The 19392-nt window shown below is 59.6% G+C and carries 16 protein-coding genes; 8 read left to right on the forward strand and 8 right to left on the reverse strand.

Translation table 11 applies throughout. The features are described from left to right. Window positions 1-5 precede the first annotated feature (5 nt). Both recQ and dnaG read right to left on the reverse strand, forming a co-directional pair. Window positions 6-1910 (reverse strand): DNA helicase RecQ, encoded by a 1905-nt coding sequence (recQ, locus tag DTW90_RS01720; RefSeq protein ID WP_149336146.1) that lies wholly within the window; start codon window positions 1908-1910, stop codon window positions 6-8. A 506-nt stretch (window positions 1911-2416) separates the two neighbouring features. Next, window positions 2417-4432: a DNA primase gene (dnaG, locus tag DTW90_RS01725; RefSeq protein ID WP_149336147.1), complete on the reverse strand. Its 2016-nt coding sequence runs from the start codon at window positions 4430-4432 to the stop codon at window positions 2417-2419. A 594-nt stretch (window positions 4433-5026) separates the two neighbouring features. On the opposite strand from dnaG, the gene DTW90_RS01730 reads away from it, so the two are divergent. Together DTW90_RS01730 and DTW90_RS01735 are read left to right on the forward strand one after the other, a co-directional pair. Then, window positions 5027-5293: a DUF1344 domain-containing protein gene (locus DTW90_RS01730; protein ID WP_132519587.1), complete on the forward strand. Its 267-nt coding sequence runs from the start codon at window positions 5027-5029 to the stop codon at window positions 5291-5293. A 264-nt stretch (window positions 5294-5557) separates the two neighbouring features. Then, window positions 5558-6478, forward strand: coding sequence for a hypothetical protein (locus DTW90_RS01735; protein WP_246664870.1), 921 nt, complete (start codon window positions 5558-5560; stop codon window positions 6476-6478). On the opposite strand, the gene DTW90_RS01740 is transcribed toward DTW90_RS01735, so the two are convergent. After that, window positions 6459-6911 (reverse strand): GatB/YqeY domain-containing protein, encoded by a 453-nt coding sequence (locus DTW90_RS01740; RefSeq protein WP_149336148.1) that lies wholly within the window; start codon window positions 6909-6911, stop codon window positions 6459-6461. The two genes, DTW90_RS01735 and DTW90_RS01740, sit on opposite strands and share 20 nt — an antisense overlap. Before the next feature lie 313 nt (window positions 6912-7224). On the opposite strand from DTW90_RS01740, the gene carA reads away from it, so the two are divergent. Both carA and DTW90_RS01750 read left to right on the forward strand, forming a co-directional pair. Next, on the forward strand, window positions 7225-8430 hold the full coding sequence (carA, locus tag DTW90_RS01745) for a glutamine-hydrolyzing carbamoyl-phosphate synthase small subunit (protein WP_149336999.1): 1206 nt from the start codon (window positions 7225-7227) through the stop codon (window positions 8428-8430). A 169-nt stretch (window positions 8431-8599) separates the two neighbouring features. After that, window positions 8600-8917: an antibiotic biosynthesis monooxygenase gene (locus tag DTW90_RS01750; protein ID WP_149336149.1), complete on the forward strand. Its 318-nt coding sequence runs from the start codon at window positions 8600-8602 to the stop codon at window positions 8915-8917. Window positions 8918-8935: 18 nt separating this feature from the next. Here the strand turns inward: DTW90_RS01750 and DTW90_RS01755 are convergent, their stop codons facing one another. The 3 genes from DTW90_RS01755 to DTW90_RS01765 form a co-directional block, all read right to left on the reverse strand. Continuing rightward, window positions 8936-10333: an MATE family efflux transporter gene (locus DTW90_RS01755; RefSeq protein ID WP_149336150.1), complete on the reverse strand. Its 1398-nt coding sequence runs from the start codon at window positions 10331-10333 to the stop codon at window positions 8936-8938. Window positions 10334-10482: 149 nt separating this feature from the next. Further along, window positions 10483-11724: a TCR/Tet family MFS transporter gene (locus DTW90_RS01760; RefSeq protein ID WP_149336151.1), complete on the reverse strand. Its 1242-nt coding sequence runs from the start codon at window positions 11722-11724 to the stop codon at window positions 10483-10485. Between the two features lie 128 nt (window positions 11725-11852). Further along, window positions 11853-12791 (reverse strand): LysR family transcriptional regulator, encoded by a 939-nt coding sequence (locus DTW90_RS01765; protein WP_149336152.1) that lies wholly within the window; start codon window positions 12789-12791, stop codon window positions 11853-11855. 115 nt (window positions 12792-12906) lie between these two features. On the opposite strand from DTW90_RS01765, the gene DTW90_RS01770 reads away from it, so the two are divergent. Then, window positions 12907-13902, forward strand: a complete 996-nt coding sequence (locus DTW90_RS01770) for an aldo/keto reductase (RefSeq protein ID WP_149336153.1) — start codon at window positions 12907-12909, stop codon at window positions 13900-13902. Window positions 13903-14038: 136 nt separating this feature from the next. Here the strand turns inward: DTW90_RS01770 and DTW90_RS01775 are convergent, their stop codons facing one another. Together DTW90_RS01775 and DTW90_RS01780 are read right to left on the reverse strand one after the other, a co-directional pair. Beyond that, window positions 14039-14977 carry a neutral zinc metallopeptidase gene (locus tag DTW90_RS01775; protein WP_149336154.1) on the reverse strand — a complete coding sequence of 313 codons (939 nt, stop codon included), beginning with the start codon at window positions 14975-14977 and terminating at the stop codon, window positions 14039-14041. A gap of 141 nt (window positions 14978-15118) precedes the next feature. Then, entirely contained in the window at window positions 15119-16234 is a 1116-nt protein-coding gene (locus tag DTW90_RS01780; RefSeq protein ID WP_149336155.1) for a phosphatase PAP2 family protein, read from the reverse strand. Between the two features lie 220 nt (window positions 16235-16454). Here DTW90_RS01780 and DTW90_RS01785 point away from each other — a divergent pair, with 220 nt between their 5' ends. From DTW90_RS01785 to DTW90_RS01795, 3 genes are all read left to right on the forward strand, one after another. Next, window positions 16455-17474, forward strand: a complete 1020-nt coding sequence (locus tag DTW90_RS01785) for a zinc-dependent alcohol dehydrogenase family protein (RefSeq protein ID WP_149336156.1) — start codon at window positions 16455-16457, stop codon at window positions 17472-17474. Window positions 17475-17569: 95 nt separating this feature from the next. After that, on the forward strand, window positions 17570-18151 hold the full coding sequence (locus DTW90_RS01790; RefSeq protein ID WP_149336157.1) for a DUF1190 domain-containing protein: 582 nt from the start codon (window positions 17570-17572) through the stop codon (window positions 18149-18151). Between the two features lie 15 nt (window positions 18152-18166). After that, on the forward strand, window positions 18167-19333 hold the full coding sequence (locus DTW90_RS01795) for a glutathionylspermidine synthase family protein (RefSeq protein WP_149336158.1): 1167 nt from the start codon (window positions 18167-18169) through the stop codon (window positions 19331-19333). Window positions 19334-19392 lie beyond the last annotated feature (59 nt).

Here is a 19392-nt window from a genome sequence, read left to right on the forward strand (position 1 = left end):
CAGGCCTATCCGTCGTGGGAAAGGATGATGTCCAGAAACGCATCGCCATAGCGCTCCAGCTTCGACTGGCCGACGCCGGAAATGCCAAGCAGTTCCTTGCGGCTGCGCGGACGCTCGGTCGCGAAAGCCATGAGAGTCGTATCGGGAAAGACGACATAGGGCGGCACGCCGAGCGATTTGGCAATCGACATGCGCTCCGCCCTCAGCGCCTCGAACAGGGTTCCGTCGGCACCTGTCAACGTCGACCGGCGCTCGGTTCGCTCCATCCTCTTTGTGGATCGACCGGAGGTCGGCCGGTCCTTGCGGAACAGGACCTGCCGCTCATGCTTGAAGACGGCGCGCGCCTCCGCCTCCAGCTTCATCGCCCCGAAGGCGCTGTGATCGATGGTAATCAGCCCCATCGCCAGCAACTGCCGGAAAATGGATTGCCATGTCCGCGAGGCGATGTCCTTGCCCGCCCCAAAGACCGGCATCGAGACATGACCGAAGCGTTCAGTCTTCTCATTGACCGTTCCCATGAGCACATCGATGACATGGCCGGTGCCGAAACGCTCGCCGGTGCGATAGACTGCGGCAAGCGCCTTGATTGCCGCTTCCGTGCCATCCCAGGTCTCGACCGGTTTGAGGCAGGTATCGCAATTGCCGCAGCCGCCGCCATGCGCCTCGCCGAAATGCGCGAGGATCGCCTGGCGCCGGCAACCCGCCGTTTCGCATATGGCAAGCAAAGCGTTCAGCTTGCCGCGCTCCACCCGCTTGATTTCCTCGGCAGCGGCACCTTCGTCGATCATCCGCCGCCGCTGGATGACATCGGCCATGCCATAGGCCATCCAGACCTCTGACGGCAGGCCATCGCGCCCGGCGCGGCCCGTCTCCTGATAATAGGCTTCGACGGAGCCGGGCAGATCGAGATGGGCGACATAGCGCACATTGGGCTTGTCGATGCCCATGCCGAAGGCGACGGTCGCAACGAGGCAAAGCTCTTCTTCCTTCAGGAAGGCATCCTGATTGGCATCGCGTAGCGCCCGGTCCATGCCGGCATGATAGGGCAGCGACCGGATGCCTTGCCCGTTCAGCCATTCCGAGGTGTCCTCGACCTTGGCCCGCGACAGGCAGTAGACGATACCGCTATTGCCCTTATGGCCATTGAGAAACCGCAACAGCTGCTGCCGCGGCTGATCGCGCTCGACAATCTCGTACGCAATGTTCGGACGATCGAAGCTGGTCGTAAAGACCGCCGCGCGATCCAGAGCCAGCCGCTCGATAATGTCGTCACGCGTGTGCGGATCGGCCGTTGCCGTCAGCGCGATACGCGGCACGCCCGGATGCAGTTCGGCAAGCTTTCCGAGTTCACGGTATTCCGGGCGGAAATCATGCCCCCATTGCGAAACGCAATGCGCCTCGTCGATCGCAAACAGCGCGATCTTCGCCCCGCCGATCATCTCGCGGAAACCGTCTGTAACGATGCGCTCCGGCGTCACATAAAGCAGATCGAGCGCTCCGTTGGAGATTGCTCGGCGAATATCGAGGAATTCCTCGCGCGACAAGGAGGAATTGAGCGCCGCAGCCCTGATGCCGAGCTGCTTCATCGCCTCGACCTGATCGCGCATCAGGGCAATCAGCGGCGAAACGACGATGCCGACGCCATCGCGGCAAAGCGCTGGAATCTGGAAGCAGAGCGATTTGCCGGCACCCGTCGGAAACAGCACCACGGCATCGCCGCCGCCGACGACATGCTCGACCACCTGCTGCTGCTTGCCGCGAAAGGCGGGATATCCGTAGATCCGGTTGAGGACATCCAGAGGGCGCTCAAGAGATCGCCGCGTCCCGGAACTCCTTTCCTCCCCACGGGATTCGCCGAAAAGCGCATCATCCGCCGAAAAGCTCGGATCGTATCTCTCTGTCTCTGACATTCCGTCCTTCCACGAGGAATCACTTCCCCACACTTTCCAAGATGCCTCTTGGTCGAAGATACCGTGCCCGACAAGCTCACAGGCGAAATCGCCTTGTCATCTTGACGTCATAGCCGAATCCACTAAAGCATCCCGCTTATGGGGTCTCCAAAAACAATCGAATACGCGGGTATCGCAAAGGCAAAATTTCAGTCGGGCGATTTGCGCGCGCTGTATTTTGACGGGGTCCAATGTCGGATGGCCGTCGAAGATCGGAAACGCCGAATTACCGTTTATTCGAACGTTGATCGCTCTATCCCCGCACAGATTTTCGCCCACTACGCTCCGTGCATGCATTTTTACCAGCTGGAACGAGAATTCGGTCCCCCGCTGTCGCTCTTTAGCCTTAAGCGATTTGCCTTCCTGCTGCGAGTTCGCAAGCTCAGGAAGCTTTGACTACTTTCAAGAGGTCGGGGCCGGCTTGCAGTATTCGGCTGTCGCGATTTCCAAAGCGTCTGGCGCCAGCATCACTTTCCCGCGACCTTGACGCGACCGGACATGATGCCGAAGCCATCGATGATGGCTTCCTGGTTTTCGAGCCGCAGACCTTCGAGGTGCACTTCCTGAAGCGCCCGCATCAATTGCTCGATCCTTTCCCCATCGGCTTCTTCGGTCGCCTCGGCAATCTCGCGCTCAAGCTCATTCTTCTGCCATCTAAGGGCCTTCGAGCGCTTGTGCAGCGCGAGCGACTGACGATAGCCCTCGCGCGCATCCTCCATGGCCGCATCTTCCGTCGCGGTCCAAAGGCGGGCGTTGCGCACCTGCTGTTCGAGACCCCTGAGCAGCGTGGCAAACCCCTGCTCTTCCAGCTTTTCGAGCAGATGTTCCCGCGTCAGATGCGGCGCAGCCACCGTCGCCACTGTGCCAAGCATCGCAGACCACAGGCGCTGGAGATCCCGGCTCTGGTAGTCGATCGCGGCAATCTCGTCATACTCGTCCTGGAGAAGCTGGGGGTGATTGACCACGGTCAGCGCCAAAACACTCTCTCGCAGGCCCGGAATATCCTGATGACCCTTGATCATGCTGGAGCGGACCAGCCGATCCGATGCAGCCGTCGATGCCGGAGCACGCGGATTTCCACTCCGCTCACCGCCGCGACCGTTGAAGCCGCGCCCGCTACCACTGCGCTCGAAACCGCCGCCACGTGGACCGCCGCGGTTCTGAAACTGCGGCTGGAAGAATGCGTTCAGCCGGTCGCGAATATCCTGCTGGTAGTGACGGCGGACATTTTCGTCGGCGATGACGGCAACGATCTGCTTCAACCGCGCCTCGAGCTCCGCGCGGGCTTCGGGCGTGTCGAACCGGCCACTGCCGATCTCGCGGTTCCATACCATCTCGGCCAATGGCCGCGCCTGCGCCATCACCTTGTCGAAAGGTGCGCGGCCTTCGTGACGCACCAGATCGTCGGGATCCTTCCCGTCGGGAAGCAACGCAAAACGCACGCTCTTGCCGGGCTTCAAATGCGGCAGCGCCAGATCGACGCCGCGATTGGCTGCGCGAACGCCGGCGCCATCGCCGTCGAAGCAGAGAACCGGTTGCGGCGTCATCTTCCAGAGCAGATCAAGCTGGTTTTCCGTCAACGCCGTACCGAGCGGCGCAACCGCATTCTCGACGCCCGCCTGATGCAGCGCGATCACATCCATATAGCCTTCAACGGCGATAATGGTGCCGGCAGAGCTCTCCTCGGAACCGGTACGGCTGGCATCCTGTGCGGCGCGGCGCGCACGGGAGAAATTGTAGAGAACGTTGCCCTTGTGAAAGAGCTCCGTCTCATTGGAGTTGAGATATTTCGCCGGCGCATCCGCAGACATGGCGCGTCCGCCGAAGGCGATGACCTTTTCCCGCGACGACAGAATGGGAAACATGATGCGGTCGCGAAACCGATCGTAGGAAACAGGAATGTCGGGGCCGTGGACGACAAGGCCACAGGCCTCTATCTGCTCCTTGGACGCACCCTTTGCCGCCAAATGTTCCTTCAGCGCATTACGGCTATCCGGCGAATAACCGAGACGAAAAGTCTCGATGGTGCGGCCGGTCAGGCCGCGGTCGCGAAGATAGGCGCGCGCCTTTGCTCCATTTGCCGTCTGCAACTGATCCTGGAAGAACTGTGTCGCCATTTCCATGACATCGAGCAGCGACGTGCGTTCCTTCTCCCGCTTCTCGGCAACGGGATCGGCGATCGGCATGGCGACGCCCGCCATATCGGCAATCTGCTGCACAGCCTCCGGAAAACTCAGGCCTTCGAATTCTGTGAGGAAGCGGAAGTGATCTCCGGTAACGCCGCAGCCGAAGCAATGATAGCGACCCTTGCGATCCTCACAGTGAAAGCTCGGCGACTTCTCGCCGTGGAAGGGGCAGCAGGCCCAGTAATCGCCGCGCGGCACATTGGTCTTGCGCCGATCCCAGGTGACACGACGACCGATCACGTCCGATATCGGAACGCGGTCACGAATCTCGTCGAGAAATGAATTGGGAAATCGCATACATACCTCTGGGCTAGCATCCATATAAGCAGGAAAGCCGTGCTTTGCTATCAATGAGCGTCAGGATAACCGCTTTCCACAGGGTTGACCTACGGCGTAGCGCATATGCCGGGGCGCCGCAGTCTCTGCGACGTGCGAGGCCAAACCAGAAGCCTTAGTCGTTCACCGTATCGTGAAGACCGCCTTATCAGACCCGCACGACCAGAACGTTGCCCGTCTTCCCGAGGCAACTGGAGGAGATTTCAGACTCGCGCCACGGGCGCAATCCGCCGTTGCCCGGCGGAGCAAAAGTAGCAAAAACCAAATGGATACAGTTGCTTCAACATCGAACTGCCCGCGTAAGCAGCGACCGAAAAGGCTTCAAATCGGAGTGACCTTGCCGCCAGCCCAATTTTTTGGTGGCGCATTTGCGGCGACACTCCCGGCTAAACATTATTTTTTTGTAATTTGAATATTATTTTGCGGCGCAATAGTTTTTGTCTCACAGGCTGGGACATGCCGGCGGGACTTACTTAGGTTTCGCGACGCGACATGCCCGGACAGCCTGCCGAACTGGAAGCCAAACATGCGGGCTTACTGTTTAGGAGAGTTGTGATGCGCATTCTTCTCGTACCCTTTGCTGCCGCAGCCCTCTTTGCCACCGCGACCTACGGTTCGGCGGCGATGGCGAGCCACACGACAACAGGCACCGTCAAGACTTACGACGCATCGGCAATGACAATCGCACTCGACAACGGCACGGTCTACCACCTGCCGAAAAACGCAAAGACCCCGGACGTAAAGACCGGCGATAAAGTTCAAATATCTTGGCAGAAATCCAAGGGCACCGATTGGGCCCATAGCGTCAAGATCGTCAAGTAATTCACCCATCCCCATGTGAGGCACCATCCCTACCCCCGGCGCCGCCTCACTTGGGTGCCTTTGCAATCAACGTCTGATTTTGGGCCCCACCCTGCGTCATCAGACGCATGCAAAGCGCAAGAAGGCAGGAACTCCCCCAGTTCCTGCCTTCTTTGATTTTCAGGTTTACTTTGGCATTTAAGTGATCTGTTGCTTTTCAAGCGAATCCGTTGATAAAAGCCGTCCTCACATCATGAATTCGGCCTCTCATCTGGAATAACATCAATGCCGATCGCCGCAGAAGAGCTTGCTTCCAACGAAAAGTTTCTTGCAGCTATTCTGCGTTGCGCGCATGAATTGATCGCAATCTACAATGAAAGTCCGCGTATCGCTTCCATCTTCGCAGCCCAGCAGCGCTGGTTGATGGCCCATGCCGGTTTTGCGCTGCATTACGGCATGCCCGGCGAGCCGAATTCCGGCCTTTACGCCGCTCGCTTCGTCGATTCCGTTCTCATCCATCGAATCGCCAGCCGCAACACGGCCGTCGCTTTCGTCCAGGAAATGCTGGCCTATAAATTTCTGCAGCCTTTGCAGGATCTTCCGGACCGGCGCACGCGCTTGCTGGTCCCCACTGATTACACCATAACGCACCTCGGGCGATGGATCAGCACCCACCTGTTTATCCTCGACTTGCTGGATGGCGGCAACCGCGCGGACAATCTTCAGGCAAATCCTCAGATGATCGCGGGTCTACAGCCGCGGATAGCAGCGGCCATATTCACCAGCCAGGCCATCAGAAATCCGGGCCCGACGTTCAACCTGTTCAACTGGGCGAATTCAGGCGGCGTGGTGATGGATTATCTCGTCTCGAAGGTCGAGAGCGTGGAGCCGTCGCTGGAGCGAATCGCCATCGGCCGGATCTCCATGAAGGACATTCGCGACCAGTTCATGATTTCCAACACGCATCTGAAGCGATTGCTGAAGCAGGCCGCACAGATGGGAAGCGTCGGCTGGGAAGGATCCCCCGGGCGCAGCAGCTTCTGGCTGTCGCGCGGTTTCGTGTCCGAATACTGGAATTATCAGGCCGCAAAATTCGCGGTGATCGATGCGGCCTACGAGGCAACGTCGAACGCTTCGCATGGCACGGATGTGCGACCGGCCTCCGACGAGGCCGGCCCGCATCGCTTTACTTCAGCAGATCCTTGAGGATGGCCGAGGCCTTGGCGAAATCGATCTGGCCGGCATAACGTTCCTTCAGAACCGCCACGCACTTGCCCATGTCCTTCAGGCCCTGTGCTCCGAGCTCCGCAACAACGGCCGCGCAGATTTCGCGGACCTTGTCGTCGGATAGCTGCTCCGGCATGAAGCCCTGGATGACCGTGATTTCCTCGCGCTCCTTTTCGGCAAGCTCAGGCCGGCCGCCATCCGTGTAGACCTTGGCAGACTCTTCGCGTTGCTTGATCATCTTTGCCAGCAGCTGCATGATTTCGTCTTCGCTCGCCTGCTCCTTGCCGGCGCCGCGATTGGCGATGTCCCGATCTTTGATGCCGGCAAGGATGAGACGGACGGTGGAAAGCCGCGCCGTATCCTTGGCTTTCATCGCTTCCTTCTGGGCATTGGAGAGGGTTTCGCGGATCATTCTCGTTCTCCTTGGCAGGCCGTGCTTCGAAGCAGCCGGCAATGCTTTTCATTTGCGAGCGTCTTAGACCAGCCCGCCCGGCACAATCAAATAAAATGGCGCAATATGCCGCATTGAATCGACAGGAACCCGGCTTCATCTGCATAGCAGCAATTGACCGGCGGGCCAGGTTTGGCTATTTACCGGCACCTGCACGAAAATCGACATCAGGGGCCGACACGCGACCATTGTTGCGCGCCCCTGTCCGCGAACCAAAATGGCGAACGAACCCGACCTTTGCAAGGCGGCCGCGATCGCCGGAAACGGGATGACCATGACCGCAACCGCCCCTTGGACCACCGAAAAGCCTACCGCCATGCTCGTCCTCGCAGACGGCACAGTGATCGAAGGCAAGGGCATCGGCGCGACCGGCAAGGTCCAGGCCGAAGTCTGCTTCAACACGGCGCTGACCGGCTATGAGGAAATCCTGACGGACCCGTCCTATCTCGGCCAGATCGTCACCTTCACCTTCCCGCATATCGGCAATGTCGGCACCAACGAGGAAGACATCGAGGACCTGACGCCTGCTGCACGCCACGGCGCCGTCGGCGTCATCTTCAAAGCCGAGATGACCGATCCGTCCAACTACCGCGCCATCAAGCATCTCGACGCATGGCTGAAGGCTCGCGGCATCATCGGCATGTGCGGCATCGACACCCGCGCGCTGACCGCCTGGATCCGCGAGAACGGTATGCCGAACGCAGTCATCGCCCATGATCCGAGCGGCGTCTTCGATCTGGCCACGCTGAAGGCAGAAGCCAAGGCCTGGAGCGGTCTCGAGGGCCTCGACCTTGCAAAGGTCGCCTCCTCCGGCCAGTCTTCGCAATGGGCGCAGACGCCCTGGGTCTGGAACGAAGGTTACGGCACGCTTGGATCCGATGACGCCAAGTATCACGTCGTTTGCCTCGACTATGGCGTCAAGCGCAACATCCTGCGCCTCTTCGCCGGCCTCGACTGCAAGGTGACCGTTCTGCCCGCGACGTCGAGCACCGAAGACGTGCTGTCGCTCAATCCGGATGGCATCTTCCTGTCCAACGGCCCGGGCGACCCGGCGGCAACGGGCGAATATGCCGTGCCTGTCATCAAGGACCTGATCAAGACCGACATCCCGCTCTTCGGCATCTGCCTTGGCCACCAGATGCTCGGCCTCGCAGTCGGCGGCAAGACCGCCAAGATGCATCAGGGCCATCACGGCGCCAACCATCCTGTCAAGGACCACACGACCGGCAAGGTCGAGATCGTATCAATGAACCACGGCTTCGCGGTCGACTCGAATTCGCTCCCCGAAGGTGTTGAAGAGACTCACGTTTCTCTCTTCGACGGCTCCAATTGCGGTCTTCGCCTGACCGGCAAGCCGGTCTTCTCCGTCCAGCATCATCCGGAAGCCTCTCCCGGCCCGCAGGATAGCCACTACCTCTTCCGCCGCTTCATCAATCTCGTGCGCGAGAAGAAGGGCGAAGCGGCTCTGGCAGAGCGGTAAGCATGTGATTTCGGAACGGACAAAGCCCGGCGGAGATATCTTCGCCGGGCTTTTTTCATTCGCGGAGTAAAATGATCTTGACCTCAACCAAACTTGAGGAAGTAGACCGCTCGTCGTGAGAGCAAACCGCCATCCGGAGATGCAGTGACCCATGACGAAAGGCAATGAAATGAGATCATCCGTTTACAGGCTCGACAGGTTCGTCGTCCCGGCATCCGCCCGCGATGAGTTCCTGAAGAATATCAACAGGGTCCACTCTGTGCTGCGCGAGCAGCGCGGCTTCATCTGGGATGCCATTCTGGAAAACGATGCGGGCTCGGACGAATTCAACATCGTAACGATCGCCGAATGGGAGAATGCGGAAGTGATGGAGCCCGCCAAGGCGGCGGTCATGGCATCGCATCGCCAAGCAAATTGCGATCCGCAGGAACTCTTCCGTCGCCTCGATATCCGCATGGAACTCGGCAACTATCGCTATGCCGCCTGATCGACGTGAAGGCCGGCATCAGCCGGCCTTACGCTCCTCGCGCAAGAGTATGTAAAAGCGCGCGCACAGCATGACGGCTGCCGAGGCGAGGCCCAGCAGGAAGCCGAACCAGATGCCGATGCCTCCGAAGCCGAGCGGAAAAGCCAGCAGCCAAGCCAGGAAGAAGCCGATCGGCCAATAGGCGATCAGCGCCATGATCATCGGCACGCGCGCATCCTTCAGACCACGCAGAAGGCCGTTGGCGATCGCCTGCAGCCCATCGACGAGCTGGAAGAGGCCGGCAACGACGATCAGCGGCGCAGCGTAGGCCAAGACCTGCGGCGCCTCCGGCGAGTTGACGTCGAGGAACCAGCTTCCAAGAAACTCCGGCTTGGTCGCAAAGAGGATGCTGCCGCCGAGCGTGACCGCGCAGGAAACGATCAAGACCGCAATCGACGCCCGCGTCAGGCCTTCGATATCACCCCGCCCATGTGCGACGCCGACGCGCACCGTTGCGGCCTGCGACAGGCCGAGCGGGATCATGAAGGCGATCGACGCCCATTGCAGAGCAATACCATGCGCAGCAAGCTCGATCGTGCCGATATGTCCCATCATCAGCGAAGCAGCCGTAAAGAGGCTGACTTCGGCAAGGATGGTCACGCTGATCGGCAGGCCGAGCCGGATGACCTCCCAGAAGGCATGCCAATCCGGCCGCCAGAACCGCACGAATATCTCGTAGCGACGAGTCTCAGCCCTCGCCTGCACGAAGGCGACGATGAAGAGGAAACCTACCGTCTGGACCACAAGCGAAACCGTGGCAGCACCCTTCAGGCCGTAGCTCGGCAGCCCGAAATGACCGAGCACGACGATATAGGCGAGCAGGGCATTCATCACCAGCATGGCGATCGTGACGTAAAGGATGACCCCTGCCCGGCCGATTGCGCTGACCAGGGCCCGCAGCACGTTATAAAGCAGGCCCGGCAGCACGGCATAGTGGCCGATCGCGATATAGCCGGCGGCAAGCTTCGCCACATCGGGCTTCTGTCCCACAGCCAGCAGAATGGATTCGGCATTGTAGAATACCGGCTGCATCAGCAGCCAATAGGCGATCACGACCCAGAGGCCCATGCGCAGCGAGCGGCGCACGGAGGTCACGTCGCCGCTGCCAAAGGCCTGTGCTACCATGGGAATAACGGCAATCGGGAAGCCTGAACCGAAGATCAGGATTGTAAACAGGAACTGCGCCGACAGCACCATGGCAGCAAGCTGCTCCGCGCCGAGACGCCCGACGATCATGACGTCGGTCGTATTGATGCCGAGCTGGGCCAGCTGCGCACCGATCAGCGGGATGCCGAGCGCAAGCGTGGCGCGGAAATGCGCAGGCCAAGAATTGCTATAGTCTTGCGCGACGAAGCGCGCATCCACCGGCGTATCCATATCGGAATCTCGTCTTTAAAGTGCGCGCAAATCGCCCCACCGCGTGGCGCGCGAAGATAGTCGACTTACCTGAAACAACCTGCGAAAGCCAGTCCGGAGCGACTAATTGCCGAAGAATTCATCAAGCTATCAAAAAATCTGATGTGTTTTTAGGCGATCTCGAATTCGCTCTTCTGTCGCGTGACGCGAACCCTTGCCGAAAAGATTGCGACGGCCGCCAGAATGAAGATGGCGGCCATGAGATAGGGCGCGCCAGCGAAAGTGACCGGCGCATGTGCCGAAGTGAAGTAGCCGAAGAGCTGGGTAAAGATAAGCGGCCCGACAATCGTGGTGATGCTGCTGAGGCTGGTGAGCGCGCCCTGCAATTCGCCCTGCGCGGATGCGGGAACCTTGCCGGCAGCGATACTGCGCAGCGGGGCATCGGCGACATTCTCGATGACGGTCCCGACGATGACGAGGTAGACGACCCATCCCTCCCAAGCCAAGGCATATCCCGTTAGTCCCGCTGCAGAAAACAGCAGGCCCAGTACGGCCGTCTTCCACTCCCCGAGCAGCGGTACGAGCCGCGGCAGCACCAGCGCCATGACGAGAGCTGCCCCGATGCCATAGATGCCCAGCGACAGACCGATTTCGCCTTCGCTCCAGCCATAGCGATAGGACGAGACGAAGGACCAAACCGATGGATAGACCGCATGAGCCAGCCAATAGAGGAACATGACCAGGCAAACCCAGCCGATACCGACATAATTGCGCATCTGCTTCAGCGCGCCGAGCGGATTGGCCCGGCTCCATTCGAAGCTGCGGCGGTTCTTCGCTTCCAGCGTTTCCGGAAGCAGGAAGCAGGCGGCGACGAAGTTGACGAAGGAAAGCGCCGCCGCGCCGAAGAACGGAACGCGCGGCCCAAATTCGCCAAGGACCCCGCCAATGACGGGACCAAGCGTGAAACCGACGCCGAAGGCGATGCCGATCAGCCCGAAATTCTTCGCCCGGTTCTCCTCGTTGCTGATGTCGGCAATGTATGCCGAGCATGTCGCAAAACTGCCGCCGCTGATACCCGCCAGAATGCGCCCGACGAACAGCATCCAGAAACTCGTTGCAACCGCGCAGATGAAATTGTCGATCGCAAAGGTCAGAACCGAAACGAGCAGGATCGGCCGGCGCCCGAAACGATCACTGAGATTGCCGATCAGCGGCGCGCAAAGGAACTGCATCCCCGCATAGGCCAGAAGCAGCCAGCCACCATCGACAGCAGCAGAACTGATCGTCCCGCCCGTCAGTTGCTCCAGATAGACCGGCAGCACCGGCATGATGATGGCGATGCCGATAATGTCGAGAAAGAGGATGACGAAGACGAGGAAGAGGCCTCGGCGGACGAATTTTGGATCGATCATGGAGCTTTTGCCTTTTGATGGGCTCCGCCTCCATGAAGAGACAGAACGGGAACGGTTCGCGTTAAGACTTCAATACTGAAAGATGAACACAGAAACAATCCGTGAACATTTCAAACTTATTGATTGGTCTAGTTATTTTGCTGATCCTCGACCGCAGAACGCCGGCCGGCAGCGCGCTGTTCCAGCCGCAGGAAATCGACGAAGGCGCGCAGCGGCGCAGGCATATGTCGGCGGCTAGCATAATAGAGAAACGGACCGGAAAATACTGTCTCCCATTCCGGCAGGATCCGCACCAACTCGCCGCTGGCAAGCGCAGGAGCCAGGAACTCCTCGAAAGTGCGGATGATCCCAAGTCCGGCGACCGCAGCGCTGCGCTCGATATCGACGGAATTGGCGGCCAGGCTGGTCGGCGGCGAAATCATCACCACTTGCCCATCCCGCTCGAACTCCCAGGCCAGCACGTTGCCGCTGACGAAACGGTGACGAATGCAGCGATGATTGAGGATATCGCGCGGATGCTTCGGTTCGCCATTTGCCTTAAGATAGGCCGGGGATGCGGCTGTTATGTAGCGCTGCTGCCGCGGCCCGATCGGCACCGCAATCATATCGCGCTCCAGCCGCTCGTCATAGCGGACCCCGGCATCATATCCTGCGGCCAGTACATCGATAAAACTGTCCTCGGCTACGATCTCCAGCACTATGCCCGGATAGGCCTTCAGGAAGCGGTTGACGAGATCGGGCATGAAGACGATGGCCGCGACATTCGGGACATTCAACCGCAGTGTACCGGCGAGACTGTCGCGGAAGCTATTGATATCGTCGAGCGCAGCGGCAATTTCCCCGATTGCGGGCGAAAGCCGTTCGATCAGCCGTTCACCGGCCTCTGTCGGGGTGACGCTGCGGGTCGTGCGGTTGAGGAGACGCACGCCGAGACGTTCTTCAAGCCGTCGCAGCGCCTCGCTAAGGGACGAGGCCGAGACACCGCGCTTGCGGGCGGCCTCGCGAAAGCTGCGCTCGCGGGCGACGATGGTGAATGCATCGAGATCGGCAAGGGGCAAGTCGCTCATTGTCCAAAATTCCGTACAACTCGTTCAATTCGATCCGAATTATCGCACAAAATGTCTTGGGGTAAAACCAGTTCCAAAGACGCCGCCACGGCGCCGATAACGAAGGAGAAGGCAAATGAAGATGCATCGATTGGGCAAGACCGGCCCTGACGTTTCCGCCGTCGGCCTCGGCTGCATGGGCATGTCGGGCATGTACGGGCCATCCGATCGCGCCGAAAGCATCGCGACGATCCATGCTGCGCTCGATGCCGGCATCAACCTGCTCGACACCGGCGACTTCTACGGCATGGGCCACAACGAGATGTTGATCGGCGAAGCGATCAAGGGCCTGAACCGTGATAATTTCCTGATCAGCGTCAAGTTCGGCGCGCTGCGCGATCCGGCCGGCGGCTGGGCGGGTTACGATTCGCGCCCGGCGGCCATCAAGAATTTCCTCGCCTACACCCTGCAGCGCCTCGGCGTCGATCACATCGATATCTACCGCCCGGCCCGGCTCGATCCGAATGTGCCGATCGAAGAGACTGTCGGCGCCATCGCCGATCTCATCAAGGCCGGCTATATCAGACATATCGGCCTGTCCGAGGTCGGCGCCGACACAATCCGCCGCGCCGCATCAGTCCATCCGATCGTCGACCTGCAGATCGAGTATTCGCTGATCTCCCGTGGCATCGAGGACAAGATCCTGCCGACCTGCCGCGACCTCGGCATCGACATCACCGCCTATGGCGTTCTGTCGCGCGGCTTGATCAGCGGCCACTGGCAGAAGGGCGACGGAAAGCAAAAGGGCGATTTCCGCGCCTTCAGCCCGCGCTTCCAGGACGCCAATATCGACCAGAACCTTGCTCTTGTCGAAGCACTGCGAAAGATCGCGGATGCAAAGGGCGCTTCGGTCGCCCAGATTGCCATCGCCTGGGTCGCGTCGCGCGGCCATGACATTATCCCGTTGATCGGCGCACGCCGCCAGGATCGCTTGACGGAAGCGCTGGGCTCGCAATCCGTTCATCTGTCATCCGAGGATTTCGCGGCAATCGAAAAGGCCGTCCCTAGGGATGCCGCAGCCGGCAATCGCTATCCCGATGCGCAGCTCGCACACATGGACAGCGAGAAGTGATCATACCTCCCCCTTGAGGGGGGAGGTCGCAGCAAAGCTGCGGGTGGGGGTGACGCCCTCGGCGTCTGCGGAGATCAGGTGATCACCCCGCTGCGGCCGTTGGCCGACCCTCCCCTCGAGGGGAGGGTGTAAGCGCTCAAACCGGATTCGAGAACGTATCACAGGCGCTGACCTTGCCCGTATCGAAGCCCTGCTTGAACCACTTCACGCGCTGTGCCGACGTGCCGTGATTGAAGCTCTCGGGGACGACATAGCCCTGAGCCTTCTTCTGCAGCGTATCGTCGCCGATCTGCTGGGCTGCATTGAGCGCCTCCTCCAGATCGCCCGGATCGAGAATGCCCTTCTGCTGCGTATACTTGCCCCAGATGCCGGCAAAGCAGTCTGCCTGCAATTCAACACGAACCGACATCGCGTTGGAATCTGCCTCGCTCATCCGCTGCCGCATCTGGTTGACCTTCGGCAGGATGCCGAGAAGATTCTGGACGTGATGGCCGACCTCATGCGCCACCACATAAGCCTGGGCGAAATCGCCATCGGCGCCGAGCTGGTTCTTCATCTGCTGGAAGAAGGCCATGTCGAGATAGACCTTGCGGTCGCTCGGGCAATAGAACGGCCCCGTCGCCGCCGACGCCAGGCCACAGGCGGAATCGATATGACCGGAAAAGAGCACGAGCTTCGGCTCCTCGTAAGTCTGTCCGCTCGCCTTGAAGATGCCGTTCCAGGTGTCCTCCGTTTCCGCCAGAACCGTGGCGACAAAGGCCTTCGTCTCGTCCGTCGCCCCATTGTTGGGCACCGAATTGCTCTGCTCGTAGCCGGAGCCGCCGATCGTGCCGCCGCCCTGATCGAGAATCTGCAGCATGTCGATGCCCATGGCCTTCAGCACCAGGTAGATGACGACGAGGAAAATGATCGTGCCGATGCTCATGCCGCCGCCGACACGCCGCATCCCTCCCCCGCCACCGCCGGGAAAGCCGAAACCGCCGCGCCGGAATGGATCGTCCCCCAGCCCGCCGCCAGGCGATACGCTGCGATCATCCTCAATATTGTCGGATTGCCGACGTCCCTTCCATTCCATTTGCACCTCCCCGGCGTGTGCTGAACCCGAAAGGGTCTTAGAAGGTACTTATATATCCTGAGGGTGACAGAATTCCAGCAGCCCTATCGGATTGACGGCTTTTCGCAAGCGGAGCCTGATGAAAAAATATCAATCCCGATCTCAAATGCCATGCCGAACAGCGGCAGCCGTCTCCTCCGACCGACCACGCCAACGAAGTGCCATAAGCCACTTGACCGCAAAATGGCAAAGACCGACCACAATCATGGAAACATATCCGTCGATTGCATAATGCCAGCCGAGATAGATAGAGCTTGCCGCCACAAAAAACGCATAGCAGAAGGCGGCGATGCCCAAGCGCCGCGACACTTCAGCAGCGAAGAAAGCGTTCATCGTTACCAGACCAACATGAACGCTTGGAAATGCGGATATCCCGGATCCGAAACCGGCAACACCGTGGGCATAGAGGGACCAGAGATACCTCTGAACGGCAACGGCCGAGTGCGATGACGAACTGGTCGCGAGGAATGCCATCTGATCGGCAAAGCGATCCGTATCACCGGTCACGTCTCCATAGAAAGCTGGTCCTGCCGAGATGAAGACACCTGCGAGAAGATTGCCGCAGACCACCCAGACTACCATAAACATCGCGATATAACGGAAACGGATTGCCTCTGCCTTCGGCGAGGTCACGACGAGGAACAGGGTCAGGAAACATACGATGAACCAGAAGACGTCATAGTTCAATTCCAGGAGCTTCAAGACGAGATCGCTGCGACCGAAAGCATAAAGAAGACGCCAGGGCTCATTGCCGAAGTGAAGCATTTTATCCAGGTCGGCCTGGACCCGATCATAGAGGAAACCGCCACGCAAAATCGGCAGGATGTTCTTCACAGACGTAAATGTGCCCTGAAAAAACATCATTCCCATGAGAAGCAACATTCCGGATAACAGCCGGGCAATGCGCGCCGGCGAAAATGCGTGCCGAAACGCCAGTCGGCGGCGCTTGTCAAACCTTTTAATGACGACCGCGAGCTCGATAGCGATCGTCATCGTCGGCAAGGAGAAAAGGAAGAGGGTAGTCCACTGATTGAAATAGATCTGATATGCGGACAATTCCGGATGGCCGGCTGTCTCAAGCAAGATCAGCCCGATAACAGTATAAATAGCGATGAAAGTATAAGCTGGCAGATCCGCACGGATCTTCTGCCAAGTTTCTCGGACACAATCCTTGGCCCAAATCATCAATTGGCTTCGCCACAGCGCTGGATTGCCCATTCAGCCCCTCGCCCTCAATCTATCGCGCATATTCTCACGTCGACTGAACAAAAATCTCGCTACGATTGCAATATATTATCACGAATTACCATTAATGGTGGCTTAACTGCTTTGCACCTCCATCACCGGTAGCGCATGCGGACCATAAAGACGATCGCGAGCTTGACCACCGCCGAAATTTCGATCTCCATGAAGGCAGGAGAGAGTTGGGAGGTAGCCTATGAGAGCCGTGCGCCTGGAAGCCGTCGGACAACTATTTGCCCGCGATATCGAAAAACCCTCTCCGGGTCCGGGCCAGATGCTCGTGCGCGTCGAAGCCTGCGGCATATGCGGGACGGATCGGCATCTCTATCTCGGTGAATTTCCTGCAGCGCCGCCCGTCACCCTCGGCCACGAATTCTCGGGCATCGTCGCAGAGATCGATGAAGGCGTAACGGATTTTCGGGTTGGCATGCGCGTCACCGGCGATCCGAACATCGCCTGCGGCCGCTGCAGCCAGTGTCGCCGCGGACGCGTCAACCTTTGTGAAAAGCTGCAGGCGATCGGCATCCACCGGGATGGTGGCTTTGCCGAATATGTCCTCCTTGCGCAGAGCCAGGCCGTCGAATTGCCGCTCGATCTCGACCCGCTCCACGGCGCCTTCTGCGAGCCCCTCGCCTGTTGCCTGCATGGCGTCGATCTCGCGGAGATCAAGACGGGAGACTCCGTCGTCGTGCTCGGCGGTGGTGTCATCGGCCTGCTTGTCGTCCAACTGGCGCGTCTTGCCGGCGCGAGCCGCGTCGTCCTCGTCACCCGACATCCGGAAAAGCGAGCGCTCGCCGAGCGGCTGGGCGCAACCGCAACCCTCGATCCCACCGGTCGCGATCCGATCGCTGCCATCAATGGTACCAGCGGCCTGTTGCCTGGTGGCGCCGACGTCATCATCGAATGTGCCGGAGTGCGCGAAACGGTCGAGCAATCCGTGCGCATGGCAAGAACCGGCGGCACCGTCGTTATCCTGGGCGTCATGCCGCAAGGCACAAAGATCGAGATCGAGCCTTTCGACATTCTCTTCCGCGAACTGAGGATCATTGGCTCCTTCGTCAACCCCTTCACCCACGCCCGCGCCGCCGACCTTATCGCCTCGGGCGCGATCAAAGTCGCTCCCCTGATCTCGCGCACCATTTCGCTTGATGAAGCGCCGGATGCAATCGGCCGTCCTGCGCGGTCCGGCGAGATACGCGTACTCGTTCTGCCGTAACCCCCCGTTGAAAAATCGATTGCGCATGACCAAATAATTCGCGCATATCTCGCAATTGGCGGCCGACGCGATACCGCGCGCCGCATGAGGGTTTGATGAAACGATCTGTGACTGTTCCGCTGTTGCTGATGGGCACGGCGGCTCTGACGAGTTGCGGCGAAAAAGTGCAATCCGATGTCTATGTCGACGCCGACAGCTGCATTGCTAGCGCCAAATATGATGCCGATAAATGCGTGGCTGATTACGCGGTTGCGCTGAAGGACCATGATACGAATGCTCCCGCCTTTTCCGGCTTGGACGCTTGCCAGGCGAATTATGGGATCGACCAATGTCAGCCGGTCACTGCGGCTCACACGTCCGGCGGCCTCTTCATCCCGAAACTCAGCGGCTATCTCATGGGCACGCACACCCACGAGGGCGAAGCGCTGCCTTCTCGCGCGCTCTATCGGAAAGTCAACCGGAGCAGCTTTCGCGACGATGCAGGCACGCTCATCGCGGACCGACCCGGCCATGTTGAGGTAAAGTTGGCTAGTCTGCAGCAGGATCAGTCGTCAGGGAATAACGGCTCTGGCGGAGGATCTGGCGGAGGCAATAGCGACTTCTCCTCTGGCATCGCAAGAGGCGGCTTCGGTTTCGGCGGCGGCGAAGGTGGCGGCCACGGCGGCGGCGGCGAGTGAGGCGGGGTTACGGTTATGAAACGCGTCGAGATGACGGAACGGCCTGACTGGAAGGCCGATGCAGAAGTCTGTGGCTTCACCATCCACTCCATATACGGCGAGCGCTATTGGGACGAACGGCATGCCTACGAATTCACCCTGACGGAAATCGAGGAGGAACTCGAAGCACCGTCGGAGGAATTGATGTCAATGTGCTACCGCGCCGTCGATCACATCACCGCCGATCGCGGCCTGATGCGCCGAATGGCAATCCCCGACGACTACCACGACGCAGTTAGCGCCTCGTGGAAGCGGCGCGACTATGATCTCTATGGCCGCTTCGACCTAGCCTTTGACGGCAATGGTCCGGCGAAGCTGCTGGAATTCAACGCCGATACCCCGACGAGCCTCTTCGAAAGCGCCGTCTTTCAATGGCGTTGGCTCGAGGACATGAAGTCTCGCGGACATCTGCCGGCGACGGCAGACCAGTTCAACTCTATCCATGAGAGACTGATCAACGCTTTACGCAGCGTGAAGACCTGGCTTGGCCGCATGCATTTCGCCGGAATTTTGGATTCCGAAGAAGATCTCGTCACGATCGACTATCTGATGGATTGTGCCACCCAGGCCGGCTGGAGAACGACGAGGATCGACATGCGGCAGGTCGGCGTCGATGCCGACCATTGGTTCAGGGATCTTCGCCGGCGACGGATCAAGCGGCTGTTCAAGCTATATCCGCTCGAATCCATGGTGCGCGAGCCCTTTGGCCATCACCTGCCGCTGACATCGACGCGTATCATGGAGCCCTTGTGGAAGCTGGCGCTGTCGAACAAGGGCCTGCTGCCGGTGCTCTGGGAGATCTTTCCCGATCACCCCAATCTGCTACCGGCCTATTTTGAGGATGATCCGCGGGCAAGGCATCTCGGCGAGACCTATGCGCGCAAGCCGCTTCTGTCGCGCGAGGGTGCCAATGTGACGCTGAAGCGAGGCGACGAGACATCGATTTCAGTCGACGGTCCCTACGGCGGGGAAGGCTACGTGGTTCAGGCATTGCATTTCCTACCGCGCTTCGGCGACGACTGGGCGGTGATTGGTTCCTGGATTGTCGCCGGCAAATCCGCAGGCATCGGTATTCGCGAGGACGACACCCCGGTGACACGCAACACCTCGCGCTTCGTGCCGCATTATATTCTGGGCGCATAAATCGCGCCCGGCCATGGGCAGAGGCGGCCAAAGGCAGATTCCTGTCGGCGGCGCAATTT

Origin of the sequence: Neorhizobium sp. P12A (assembly GCF_008365395.1) — a bacterium.
In the GTDB taxonomy this organism is placed as follows: Bacteria; Pseudomonadota; Alphaproteobacteria; order Rhizobiales; family Rhizobiaceae; genus Rhizobium.